We start from the raw sequence: 12,891 nt of genomic DNA, 5'->3' as shown, positions 1-12,891 counted from the left end.
GCCCGCCTCGGCGAACTCGCCCCAGCCGGTCGCGAGCTGGGTGGCGCTGAAGGTGGCGAAGGTGTCGTTGGCCGAGATGATCTCGACGGCCTTCTGCTGGTTCTGCCCGAGCTGGTCGTCGACCTCCTTGCTCACGACGAGCTGGCGGCCGTTCACCCCGCCCTCGCTGTTGCGGTACGCGAAGTAGGCCTTGATGCCCTCGAGGAAGCACTCGTGCAGACAGTTACCCAGTGGATTGTTCGTCTTCGTTCCCAGCACGGAGAACTTGATCTCCGTGCTGGACACACCAGGCGCGCTGGCGCTGTTCCCGCCCGTGCTGGGAGAGCTGTCCGCCTCACCCGAGGAGTTGGAGCACGCCGCTGCCACCAGGCCGAGCACCACAAGCAGCACGGCCACGGCGCGCAGGCGTCCGGGGCGAAGGTTCATCGGTAGTTCTTCCTTCGTAGATGTGCTCAACCTGATAACGGCAGAGCGGACGGTGAGCTGATGACCCAACCGCGGGTCAGGATTGAGACGGCCCCCTCCGCGACCAACCGAACACATTGCGCCAGCCGGCGGCGGCCCCGTGTACCGGCCCGTGAACCGGCCCGCGGGCCGGCCACCTGGTCCGTACTAAGAGCAGTCATCGTCAACATGTTCTCCAAACCCGCACCGCCGGTTCTCCCCGACGTACCGAGGATCACTTGACAACGCTTCGTCAACGCAGATTCGCCGCTGTTCGAGTGCCATCTCGACACCTTTTTCGACACCATGACTCCGTGGCCGGAGGAATAATCTGACCGACCACGCACAGCACTCGACCCAGGGCTGGCCGGCCGAGCAGCCGACCGGCCGATCGGTTGGTCACACGGGCCGAAGCAACCAGCCACGGAGCCCGGGTCCCAGCTCCGCCGCCGCATGCGTCCATCAGACCGGCCGCGGCGCACATTGTCAAACTCGACGTCAACATCGGCCGGTGCCCCGCGGTCGGCTACGGGCACACCTGGACGTCCCCGCGGGCGACCGGCTCGGGCTGGTGCCCCGCACGCCGCCGGCCGCCCGCGCCCGCGGCCCGTCAGCCCCCGATGTGCGCCGCCCGCCGCTCCCGGGCGGACGCCAGGATGCGGTGGATCGTCTGCGGCGTGACGAACAGCGCCTCGGCGATCTCACGCTCGTCGGCACCGGCCGCCTGCCGGGTGACGATGTCCCGTTCCGTCCGGGTCAGCTCCGCCGTCGGGCGGCGGGCAAGCGGTGCACCGGCCATGGCGAGCCGGTCCCGGATCCGCTCGTGCAGGCCGGTGGCACCGCACCGCCAGGCCAGGTCGGCTGCCTGCCCGAGCAGCACCGTCGCCTCCGCCGCCGAGCTCACCCCGGCCATCGCGTACAGGGCACGTGCGTACTCCAGCCTGGACCGGGTGGGAGCCAGCAGTGTGGCGGCCTCCCGCAGGTCATCCGCCCCACCGTCGGCGTCGCCCGCGACGAGCCGAAGCTCGCCGAGCAGGCGCAGGGTGCGTCCGACCACGCTCGGCGCGCCCCAGGCCCGGGCCGCCGCCAGCTCCTCCCCGAGCAGCTCGACGGCCGCGGCGGGCCGGCCGAGACCGGACAGCGCCTGGGCGCGCAGCGAGCGCCACGGCCGCCAGCCCGGGTTGCGCGCGCTCACCATGAGCGCCCGGCTGTCGTCCAGGGCGATCAGTGCCTCCTCGAAACGCCCGTGGGCGATGTGGAGACCGGCGTGCATCTCGGCGAAGACACGGTCGGCATCGGCCGGCCGTGGGGTGTCCCGCACCTGGTCTGCGAGCGACTGGGCCGCGGCCAGGTCACCCATGTCGATCAGCACCCCGACCGCGTAGCCGTTCGCGTACCCCGCGCCGAAGGCGAGCCCCCAGGACGCCGACTGGTCACTGGCGATCTGGAACAGCTGGTAGGCCTCACGCAGGTCGCCGTGCCCCCAGGTGGAGTAGGCGCGCCACAGGTTCGCGCCCAGCGCGCCGAACACGGAGCCGTTCTGATGCGCGTACGCCAGGCTGTCCGCCCACACCGCGTCGGTGTCCTCGTCCGCCAGGTGCAGCGTCACACCGGCCACCACGCACAGCAGGCCGACGTCGGCGCGGGTCAGCACCCCGCCGTCGACCGCGAACCGCGCCAGCTCGATCGCGCGGGCCCGGTCCGTCCCGTCGATCGCCAGCTCCCAGGACAGCGCGGACGCCAGCATCCTCGCGCCGGGGCCGCCGCCGGCCACCGTGGGTTCCGGCTGCCGACGCCAGACGTCCGGTTCGACGTCGTGCATGTAGCCGCCGATCCGGGCCAGGCCGAGCAGCCCCTGCCGCTCGTCGTCCAGCTCGGCCGGCAGCTCGTCGGCGACCTCGTAGCCGAACCGCGTCGCCTCGCCGGGGGTGCCCGCGAACGTCAGCGCCCGGGTCAGCATCTGTGCCATCTCCGCCCGCAGCGGCCCGGCCTCCAGCTCCGCGTACGCCTGCGACAGGTGGGTGACGGCGGCGACCCCGTCACCCAGGACGGCCGCGTGGGCAAGCTCCGGCAGCACCTGCGCACGCAGGTGCGGTTCGGGCTGCTCGCGCAGGGCGCGGGCGAGATAGGACGCGGCGGCGTCGGGAGCACCGCGCTCGCTGGCCCGTGCCGCCGCCCGGCGCAGCACGTCGACCACCCAGGGATCACCGCGGTGCGGGACCTGCAGCAGGTGCGCGGCGATCTGCTCCGGGGCGGCCCCGGACTGGTACAGCACCCGGGCCGCGCTGTCGTGGTGAAGCTGGCGCTCCCCGGGCGGCAGGTCCCGGTAGACCGCGTCGGCCACCAGCGGATGCACGAACCCGAGCGGATAGTCGTCGCGCAGCACCTCGGCCCGGGCCAGCGCGCCGACGGCGGCCGCCGTGGCCGCGTCCGACAGGCCGGCCAGGGCGGCGACGGTCGGCAGCACCGCGCCGCCGCCCAGCACCGCGATCCAGCGGGCGACCGTGATGCTCTCCCGCGGCATCCTCGCCAGCCGCATCAGCACCAGGCTGGAGACCGCCCGCGAACCGATCGTCGTGACGGTGCCGGCCTGCGCGCTGTCCGGGCGGACCCCCTCCACCAGCAGCGCGCGCAGCAGCTGCCGCAGGTAGAGCGGATTTCCGGCGGTGGCGTCGTGGCAGGCGGCCACGAAACCGTCCTGGGCGTCGGTGCCGAGGCGGGCCCGGACCAGGTCTGCGACCGCGTTCCTACCCAGCGGCGCGGGACGAATCCACACCGTGGCGGGATCGTGCGTCACCTCGGCGAGCAGGCCCTCGTCCTCGCCGCGCTCACCGGTCCGCACCGTGGCGACGATCAGCACCGGCATGCCCTCGGTGCGGCGGACGAGGTAGGCCAGGAACCGCAGTGACGCGCTGTCGCACCACTGCAGGTCGTCGACGGCCAGCATGATCGGCGCCTGGGCGGCGAGCCGCATCGTCAGCCAGTACAGCCCGTGCAGCACGGCGAGCGAGCCGTCGCCGCGCGGGACGGCCGGCGCGTCACCCGGGCGTCCCGCGTCGCGCCCGCCCCACGTGTCGTGCCCGCCCCGCCCGCCCCACAGATTCGGCATGTCACCGGTCTGGCCGAGGTCGAAAACCGTGGCGGCCTGCGCGGCCGGGCCGGCCAGCACCTCATGGTCGGGCGTGGCCGCGGCGACCTCCGCCTCGAACAGCTGGCGGACCGCACCGAAGGCGAACTCCCGCTCCAGCTGGCTCCCCCGGGCCGTGAGGACCCGGAACCCGCCGGCGACGGCGGGCCGCCGGGCCTCGACGAGCAGGCGGCTCTTGCCGATCCCGGCCGGGCCCTCGATCACCACCAGCCTGGCCTGCCCCTCGGCCGCGTCGGCGACGCAGGCGGCGAGCTCGGCGACCTCCCGGTCACGATCAACGAGGTCGTCGCCCGCCGGCACCGGCGCGGACCATGCGCCCGCCGGCCGGCCCGGTAGCGGTGCCCATCCCGGCGCCGGGGCCGGGGCCGGGGCTGTCGCCGGGCCTGGGCCCGGGGCCGCGGCTGTGCTCGGAGCTGGAGCCGTGCTCGGGGCTGGAGCTGCGGCAGTGGCTGGCGATGGGATGAGGGCTGGGCCCGGGGCCGGGGCTGTAGTTGTGGCCGGGGTCGAGGGAGGCGGGACGAGCGACGACGACGCCGGCACCGGTGGTTCCAGGGCCGGTGACTGGCGCAGCACCTCGGCCTCGAGGGCGCGCAGTGCCGGCCCCGGGTCGATCCCGAGCTCGGCCGCGAGGACCTCCCGGGCCCGGCGCAGCGCCGACAGCGCGTCACCCTGGCGCCGCGATCGGTAGAGGGCCAGAACGAACAGCCGCCAGCGCTCCTCCCGCAGCGGCTGCTCGGCGACCAGCGCCTCGATCTCGGGCACGACGACAGCCGTCTCACCGCGGCCGAGCCGGGCCTCGATCAGCTGTTCGCGGGCGACCTCACGCAGCTCGGCGAGCCTGGCCGCCTCGGGCTGCGCCCACGGCTCGTCCTGGTACTCGCCGAACGCCGGCCCGCGCCACAGGCCCAGCGCCGCGGTGAGGACCGCCACCCGCGCGTCCGGGTCCACCTCGGCGGCGGCCCGGCGCACCAGCTCCTCGAAACGCCAGGCGTCGACCGCGTCGGGGGCGACCCGCAGCGCGTACCCGGATCCCGACCGGATGATGATCGAGGCCCGGGACCGGGCGGTCCGCTCGGGTTCAAGGGCGCGGCGCAGATGGGACACATACGACTGCAGCGCCCCGCTCGGCCCCGACGGCGGATGGTCTGCCCACAGCAGATGAATCAGCCGGTCGGCGGCGATGGCGTCGCCGCGGGCCACCACGAGCAGGCCCAGCACCGCCCGCTGACGGCGACCACCGAGATCCAGCTCGGCACCGCCACGGGACGCCGTGAGGTCCCCCAGGACGGTGATCGCCGCCGCCTCGGCCACCTCGCCATGCCCCTCGGTGGCGACAGGGAGGGCGGCGTCGCCGCCGCGGTCACCAGCGTCCGATCCGACACGGCCTGGACCAATCCGCACAGCTCTCCCCCCACTGCCCGGCTGCCCGGCTCTGCTGTCGCATCGTCGCATATGACGCAGGTCAGCCGTGCCCCGGTCCGACGACCGGTGACCGGTGACGGGCGCCTGAGACCACGTTCCCAAGCGGCACTCCAAGATCAGCGGCCTTCAAGTCGCCCGCAACCGGTCAGCCGCAAGTCGCCCGCAAGCGACTGCCGGCACTGTCGTCCCATCGCACGACAGGCCTGGGAGAAGCGCTGTGAACACACACCCGACCACGACCGGATCCGCCTCGTCCGGCGGCGCGACGCACGCGACGTATCCGCGTGGTCTGCTCGTCGCCGGCGACCCCGGCTTCGACCTCGCCCGCAAGCCCTGGAACCTGGCCGTGGAACAGCGCCCGGCAGCGATCGCGCATCCCGCCGACGCCACCGAGGTGGCCGCGGTGGTCCGGCTGGCCGCGGCCAGCCGCCTGCGGGTCGCCGCGCAGGCGACCGGGCACGGCGCCGGGGCACTCGGCCCGCTCGACGACGTGGTGCTGCTGCGGACGTCCCGGCTCACCGGCGTCGCCCTCGACGCCCGGGCCCGGCGGGCCCGGGTCGGCGCCGGAACGCGGTGGCTCGACGTGGTGCCCCCGGCCGGCGGGCAGGGCCTCGCCGCGCTGCACGGCTCGTCCCCCGACGTGGGGGTGGTGGGCTACTCGCTCGGGGGCGGCCTGAGCTGGTACGGCCGGGCACTGGGCCTGGCGGCGAACAGCGTGACCGCGGTGGAGCTCGTCACCGCCGACGGCACGCTGGTGCGCGTCGACGCCGAACACGAACCCGACCTGTTCTGGGCCCTGCGCGGCGGCGGCGGCAGCTTCGGTGTCGTCACCGCACTGGAGTTCGCCCTCTACCCGATCAGCACCGCCTACGCGGGCCTGCTGGCCTGGGACTGGCGGCACAGCGAGCGGGTGCTGACCCGCTGGCTCGACTGGGCGGGCCTGGCCCCCGACACCGTCAGCACGTCGCTGCGCCTCGTCCAGGTGCCGCCGCTTCCCGAGATGCCCGAGCCGGTCCGCGGCCGAGCACTCGTCATGATCGACGGCGCGGTGCTCGCCGACAACCCCGAGGCCGAGCGGATCCTCGCACCGCTGCGCGAGCTGGACCCGGAGCTCGACACCTTCACCCGGCTGCCCGCGTCCGCGCTGCTGCGGCTGCATCTGGACCCGGAGGGCCCGACACCGCTGGTCGCCGCCAGCCGCACGCTGCACGAGCTGCCGGCGGGCGCGGTCGGCACGCTGCTGGACGTCGCCGGCCCGGACTCCGGCACCTCGTTGCTGGTCGCCGCCGAGCTGCGCCAGCTCGGCGGGGCGCTGTCCCGACCGGCCGCCGGCGGGGGCGCGCTCGCCTCGCTGGACGGCGCGTTCGTGCTGTATGCCTGCGGCGTCGTCCCGACCCCCGAGCTGCTCGCCCGGGCGCGGCTGGACGCACGCCGGGTCGTCGACGCCATGGCGCCTTTCGGCGCCCGCCAGCAGTACCTCAACCTCGCCGCGAACCGCACCGACGTCGCCGCCGGCTACGACCCCCTCGCCTGGGCGCGCCTGCGGGCGATCCGCGCCGCCGTCGACCCGGGCGGAATGTTCGTCGCGGGCCACCCGGTCCCGCTGACCGCCTGAGCCCGCTGATCGCCTGAGCCCGCTGACCACACACGCCCACAGCCCCGCAGCAATCGCCAGCCCCGCAGCAATCCGAGCCCTGCGAAGGATGCCGAACCCATGGACACGATCCAGGCCCTCCCGGCCGCGAGGCCGATCGCCACCGCCCACACCACCCACACCGCCGCCGTTCCTTCCCCCGCTCCCCTTTCCGCCGCCAACCGGACCGCGACCCACAACCGGTCCGCGACCACCCGCTGGCCGTCGCCGCAGGCTGAGCGCCTGGTGGTCACCGTCCTGATGTCGGACGTCCGTGGCTACAGCGGCATCGCGCAGCGGTCCGATCCGGTGGTCCTCGCCGGTCAGCTGGACGCCCACCGCCGGGAGATGGTCGCAGGATCCGCCAGGCCGGGGGGATCGTCGTGCAGTACGCCGGTGACGCGGTGGTGGCCGCGTTCGGGGTGCCGGCGTTCGGGGTGCCGGCCCAGCGCGCGGACCATCGGCGGCGCGCCTGCCGAGCCGCCCTGGCGATGCACCGACGGCAACGGCGCCTGGACGGCGAGTGGGCCGTCCGCGGTCTCGAGCCGTTCGGTCTCGGCATCGGTGTCTGCACCGGTGAGGTGGCCGCGGCCGTGCTCGGCGGGGACGAGCGGCTCGGCTACACCCTGGTCGGCGACACCGTGAACCTCGCCGCGCGGCTGCAGAGCATGGCCCGTGAGCCGGGCATGACGGTCGTGTCCGCCGCCACCGCCGCCGGGCTGGCCGGTGCCGAGGTCCTCGGGCTGGCACCGACCACGGTCAAGGGCCGGGTCGGCCTCGTCCAGGCCTACCGGCTCGTCGACAACGTGATCACCCGGCATCACCCGGTACCCGTCGCCGTGCGTCGCGGGTGGCCCGACGCCGGCGCGGCCCACGCGGCCGCTGCCTGAGCCCACCGCCGCGGGCTCGCGTAGGGCCTGACCTGCGCAGGGATGCGTTCGGATACGCCGGCACCGAAAACACCGACGTGGGCACTTCGCGGGATTTCCCTATTCCTTTCAGGGAAAGGCCGCGGGCGCCGAAGCACCGGTGCCGACCCGCCTTGGCGCCGGGAACTCTGCGACGGCCGAATCATCCGAGAAGGCATGGACCGCCCGGATACGGAACGCCCGGAAGAGGCGTGTGGGCATCGCAGCGAGAAGGGCTTCGGGGTGCGCGCATGGCGATCGGCGGCGTGACGCCGCTGCGTCCGACGGATCCCCGCCTCATCGGTCCGCACACCCTCGAGAGCGTTCTCGGCAGCGGCGGGATGGGCCGGGTGTATCTGGGGCGCTCACCGGCCGGCCGCCGGGTCGCGGTCAAGGTCATCCACGATCATCTGGCCCGGGACGAGCAGTATCTGGCCCGCTTCCAGCGGGAGGCCAGGATCGCGTACAGCGTCGCGCCGTTCTGCACCGCCGAGGTCCTCGACTTCGGCGTCTTCGACGGCCGGCCCTACATCGTCACCGAGTTCCTCGATGGGCCGACCCTCGCGGAGGCCGTCGCCACGCACGGTCCGCTGTCGACCACCGACCTGCACCAGCTCGCGGTGTCCATCGCCGCGGCACTCACCTCGATCCACAGCGCCGGGCTGGTGCACCGCGACATCAAGCCGGCCAACGTGCTGCTGTCGAAGACCGGGCCGCGGGTCATCGACTTCGGCGTGGCGATGTCGATCGAGTCGCAGTCGCTGTTGACCAACGCCTCGGGCACCATCGGCACCCCCGCGTTCACGGCTCCCGAGCAGGCCGCCCGGGAGCCGACGGGTGCGTCCGCCGACGTGTTCGCCTGGGGCGGGGTCCTCGCGTTCGCCGGCACCGGGCGGTCACCGTTCGGGACGGGGGCCGCGCCCATCGTCATGTACCGCGTGGTCCACGAGGCGCCGGATCTCGACGGTCTCGACTCCCGGCTCCTCCCCCTCGTCACCCTGCTCTCCCAGGTGTACACCGACGACAGCGCCGCGCGTGTGGCGGGCCAGGACGCGATCCAGATCATGGTGGCGGTCGGCGCGCATGGCCAGGGCGGGCAGCAGACCATCCAGTCCGTCGAGGTCGTCACCGACAGCGCGTCCGTCGTGGTCCTGCGGTTCACCGCCAGCATGGGGCCGTTCACGGTCATCGCCGCCGACGGCACGGTGCTGGACCGCAAGCCGGGGGCACCCTCGGTCACCCGGGCCATCAACCTCGTCAGCACTCCGCAGGGCTGGCGCGTCGCCGTCGCCTGAGCCCGTCCGGACCCGCTCCGAGCGCCCGCCGCAGGCCCATCTCGGTGCAGGGCACACGGTCGGTGTGCGCCCCGCGGCGTGGTTTGGTCCCCGGCCACGGGGCACGCCCACATCTGTCCGCCGGACCGTGGGCCCGGTCTCGTCGGTCGTCGACCGTGTCCGCGACGCCTCGCGGTGACGCCGCCCGCGGCGGTGGCCGGTGCAAAGGAGCCTGGCCGCGCGGGCGAGTCGCCGCAGGCCCTGATCGTCGAAGCGAAGGAGCCGGAGATGTCGTTCGTCGGATACGCCCTGTCCTGCGAGGAGCATGGCGCGACCGATCTGGTCGAGCAGGCTCGCCGAGCGGAGCAGGCCGGGTTCGACGGCTTGTGGATCTCCGATCACTTCCACCCGTGGAACGAGGCCCAGGGGCAGTCCCCCTTCGTCTGGGCGGTGATCGGGGCCATCGCGCAGGCCACCGACCAGCTGCCGCTCACGACGGGGGTGACCTGTCCCACGGTGCGCGTCCATCCGGCCGTGGTCGCCCAGGCCGCCGCCACCGTGGCGACGATGATGCCCGGTCGGTTCCGCCTCGGAGTCGGTTCGGGTGAGGCGCTCAACGAGCACATACTCGGCGATGCCTGGCCCGCGACCGATGTCCGGCTGGAGATGCTCGAGGAGGCCGTCGAGGTCATCCGGCGCCTCTGGGCAGGAGAGATCGTCAATTACCGGGGCCACCACTACACGGTCGACCGGGCCCGGCTCTACTCCCTGCCCGAGGCGCCGCCACCGATCCTGATCTCGGGATTTGGCCCGAAGGCGACCGAACTGGCCGCCCGGGTGGGCGACGGGTACTGCGGCACGACTCCCGACGCGGAACTGCTGAAGCTGTTCGAGTCGTCTGGGGGCGCCGGCAAGCCCAGGCACGGCGCGGTCAAGGTCTGCTGGGCGCCCGACGAGAGCGCGGCCCGCCGGACCGTCCACCGAATCTGGCCGAACAGCGAGCTGCCCGGCGAGCTTTCCCAGGAGCTGCCCACCCCGCCCATTTCGAGCAGGCCAGTGATCTGGTGACCGAGGAGATGTCCGGGGCGGGCACCGTCTGTGGTCCCGACATCGCGCGGCACGTCCAGGCGGTCCAGACCTACCTGGACGCCGGATACACCGAGGTCTACGTCACCCAGATCGGCCCGGATCAGGCGGGTTTCTTCGACGTCTACGAGCGCGGGGTTCTACCCCGATTCCACTGACGCCCGGCCGGGCGAACCCCACCGCCGGGCGGGGACAGGGCGTGGTGAGGCCGCGAGCCCACCGGGCACACGCCTGCTCAGGCGGGCGCACACCCACGGCCCGGGGCGCACACCCACGGATAGGGCGCACGCACACGGACAGGAAGTCACCCGCCCATCCAGGCCCGGACTCGACAGGAGGCCCAGCATGGCTCCACGCAACATCCTGATCGCCCTGGGCCTCGCGGTGGTCGCCGTGGCACTGATCCTGGTCGGCGCCGTCGTCATCACCAGCCGGGCCGGCAGCGACCTCTTCATCCTGGCTGGCGTCGCTTTGGCCGTCGGGGCCGTCCTGTCACTCGCGCATCCCTCGGACGGAGCGAACACAGACGGAGCGGACGGCGACGAAGGAGCGGACGACGCGGAGAAGGCCGGCAGCGCGGACAGGACAGGCCGCAGCCGCCGACCGTGAGCGAGGACGAGCCGCCGCGATGGCCCGCCCTCGCGCGCAAACGGTAGCGACGCCGGCTCCGCGGGTGAGCCCGGCCTGGCAGCGCCGCGCGGGCACGGCTACCGCCGACGACAGATGGCCGGCACGCACCGTGACCGTCCCGCGCGGCGTGTGCCGGACCTGGGCGAGGGTAGGCGTCGAGTTACGCCGCCGTCTGACGCCGGCGGATCCAGGGAGCACCCCGGGCACCGCACGGAAGGCGGCCACCTGACGGAGAAGGCGGCCAGGTGACGGAAAGCGACGGCGACAAGGCACCCGCCCGGCGGAGCGGCCGCAGGCTTAGGCGAAGCAGCCGCAGGCGTGGTAGCCGGGATCGTCATGTCGCCCGAGCACACGGAGAGAGGTCAATATGCACGGGACCGAACGACTGCTCGACCGCCTTGAACGGGAACAGCGGCTTGACGCGATCGCCGACAGTGTTTCGGGCTTCTGGGCATCGGCGCTCCGGTCGGAGCGGTTGCGGGATGTGCTGTGCGGCCGGCGGCTCGGGCACCCTTTGCACCCGGCGGCGATCCTCGTGCCGGCCGGCACGCTGCTGAGCGCGACCCTGCTGGACACCACCGCCGGCGCCGCCCTCCGCCCCGCCGCACGGCGGCTCATCGCCCTCGGCCTCCTGTCAGCCGGCCCGGCAGCGCTCGCCGGGTGGTCGGACTGGCTTGACACAAGGGGCGCCGAGCGGCGGGTCGGCCTCGTTCATGCCGCCTCCAACATCGTGGGGCTGGCGAGCTACGCCGTGTCGTGGAACCAGCGGCGCCGCGGCTCACGCGGGCTGGCCGCCAGCGTCGCGGGAGCGGCCGCCCTCGGGCTCGGCGGCTGGCTGGGCGGCCATCTCGCCTACGCGCAGGGCGTCGGTGTCGACACCACCGCCTTCCAGCGTGGGCCGGCTGACTGGACGGATGTGCTGGCCGCCAGCGAGGTCACCGCAGAGCCTCGAAAGATCGAGGTCGACGGGGTGCCGGTGCTGTTGACCAGGGTCGACGGTCGGATCGTCGCGATCAGCGACCGCTGCACCCACCGGGGCGGCCCCCTGCACGAGGGCGAGCGCGTGGGCGGATGCGTTCGCTGCCCCTGGCACGGCAGCCGCTTCGAGCTGGCCTCCGGTGAGGTGGTGCACGGCCCGGCGACCCGTCCGCAGCAGGTCTACGAGGTGCGCGAGACTGCCGGGCGCGTGCAGATCCGCCGGCCGGAGGTCCGGGCCTTGCGCGCCAACCCCGTCGGGCCGTCGGCCGGCCCGCGCGAGACGCGACCGCGGATCACGGCCGAGGGCCACGCCGTGGCCGCGGCGGAGCGACCGAGGCAGCACGTGTGACGGCTCGGTTCGCCCCGGTCCGAGTCGCCGACGCGTCCCGGAGCCGTCCCGGAGCCGCGGCGCACCGGGTTCGGCGCGGCGCGGAATCATCAAGCGAAATCAAGTCACCCATTACATCGATGAAGGAAATCAGGGGCCCAGTCGGCAGACGAATTTCGTCCGGATTCCATCCGACCGGGCAAGGGGCTGAGCTGGCCGAGCCATGTCGACGCAGATCCCGACCGGCTTCCGCACAGCCGCGGAGCGACGGCTTTCACCCGGCCCGGTGGTGACCTCACAGCGAAGACCGGATGAATGTTCCATGACGGACTCGACCGAGCCGTAACATCTCGATAGCTTCCGACCTCGGACAATTCCGCCGTTCCAGGAATGGGTCTGCACGGGGAGCGATCGGCCAGCAGAGATGTCGACAGCGGCGAGGTGAGACCCGTGACAGATCCGCCGAAGCATCCGTCTGCAGGTCCCGTGAGGTCATCCACCAGCGCGAACGGGCCTGAGGTCACCGCGGCCGGCGAGACCGGGGAACATCCTGCCAGTGGGCTCGCCGGCGGCCCCGACGGGTTTCTCGCGGCCTGGAGCCGTGCGCCGCGGGGCCGCCGTCCCCGCGCCCGCGTCTCGGGCCGCTCCTGGACGGTGCTCAGCACCGTCGCAGCCCTCGCGGTGGCCGCACTCCTGGTGAGCGGAGTCGACCCGGGGATGACGCCGGACGGGCCCTGGTCACCGGCCGCCGAAGAAGCCGCGGCGAGCCAGCAGTCCGGCCCGACTCCCTCGGCCGGCGGGCCGTCCCGGCCCGCCGGGACGCAAGCGGCACCCATTCCGGATCTCACTGTTGTGGACCTCACCCCGAGGGGCGAGCGGCCCGGGCCCACCGCCGAGCCCCCTCCACCAGCCATCGCTCCACCCGTCACCGAACCGCGGCCGACGCCGCCGACCACCCGGCCCGCACCGCACGGGGGCAGCACGCCCACCCGGGAATCGACGGCACCCGCCCCGGCCGCCGCCGCGCCCGCCCTCGCCGC

General features: G+C 73.8%; 6 protein-coding genes and 3 pseudogenes. 7 read left to right on the top strand and 2 right to left on the bottom strand.

Annotated elements, in window-relative coordinates; genetic code table 11:
* Positions 1-426, bottom strand: a pseudogene (locus tag FREUN1FDRAFT_RS34990) (branched-chain amino acid ABC transporter substrate-binding protein); the annotation flags it as partial.
* Positions 427-1,054: 628 nt separating this feature from the next.
* On the bottom strand, positions 1,055-4,993 hold the full coding sequence (locus FREUN1FDRAFT_RS34985; RefSeq protein WP_006545114.1) for a BTAD domain-containing putative transcriptional regulator: 3,939 nt from the start codon (positions 4,991-4,993) through the stop codon (positions 1,055-1,057).
* A gap of 238 nt (positions 4,994-5,231) precedes the next feature.
* On the opposite strand from FREUN1FDRAFT_RS34985, the gene FREUN1FDRAFT_RS34980 reads away from it, so the two are divergent.
* From FREUN1FDRAFT_RS34980 to FREUN1FDRAFT_RS43220, 7 genes and pseudogenes are all read left to right on the top strand, one after another.
* A complete protein-coding gene (locus tag FREUN1FDRAFT_RS34980) occupies positions 5,232-6,629 on the top strand; it encodes an FAD-binding oxidoreductase (protein WP_006545113.1) in 1,398 nt (465 codons plus the stop codon).
* Positions 6,630-7,030: 401 nt separating this feature from the next.
* Entirely contained in the window at positions 7,031-7,537 is a 507-nt protein-coding gene (locus FREUN1FDRAFT_RS42480) for an adenylate/guanylate cyclase domain-containing protein (protein ID WP_006545112.1), read from the top strand.
* Positions 7,538-7,806: 269 nt separating this feature from the next.
* Positions 7,807-8,850: a serine/threonine-protein kinase gene (locus FREUN1FDRAFT_RS34970; protein ID WP_006545111.1), complete on the top strand. Its 1,044-nt coding sequence runs from the start codon at positions 7,807-7,809 to the stop codon at positions 8,848-8,850.
* Between the two features lie 267 nt (positions 8,851-9,117).
* Positions 9,118-10,073 (top strand): annotated as a pseudogene (locus FREUN1FDRAFT_RS34965) (TIGR03557 family F420-dependent LLM class oxidoreductase).
* Between the two features lie 187 nt (positions 10,074-10,260).
* Positions 10,261-10,524 (top strand): hypothetical protein, encoded by a 264-nt coding sequence (locus tag FREUN1FDRAFT_RS34960; RefSeq protein ID WP_006545108.1) that lies wholly within the window; start codon positions 10,261-10,263, stop codon positions 10,522-10,524.
* A 388-nt stretch (positions 10,525-10,912) separates the two neighbouring features.
* Positions 10,913-11,872: a Rieske (2Fe-2S) protein gene (locus tag FREUN1FDRAFT_RS34955; RefSeq protein WP_006545107.1), complete on the top strand. Its 960-nt coding sequence runs from the start codon at positions 10,913-10,915 to the stop codon at positions 11,870-11,872.
* Positions 11,873-12,337: 465 nt separating this feature from the next.
* Positions 12,338-12,891, top strand: a pseudogene (locus tag FREUN1FDRAFT_RS43220) (hypothetical protein); the annotation flags it as partial.

The sequence above is a fragment of the Parafrankia sp. EUN1f genome, from assembly GCF_000177675.1.
In the GTDB taxonomy this organism is placed as follows: domain Bacteria; phylum Actinomycetota; class Actinomycetes; order Frankiales; family Frankiaceae; genus Parafrankia.
This window is presented reverse-complemented; position numbering and strand designations above follow the sequence as displayed.

Coding starts and splice junctions, on each gene's coding strand:
- FREUN1FDRAFT_RS34970 (WP_006545111.1), top strand. CDS start 7,807: ATGGCGATCGGCGGCGTGACGCCGCTGCGTCCGACGGATCCCCGCCTC.
- FREUN1FDRAFT_RS34960 (WP_006545108.1), top strand. CDS start 10,261: ATGGCTCCACGCAACATCCTGATCGCCCTGGGCCTCGCGGTGGTCGCC.
- FREUN1FDRAFT_RS34955 (WP_006545107.1), top strand. CDS start 10,913: ATGCACGGGACCGAACGACTGCTCGACCGCCTTGAACGGGAACAGCGG.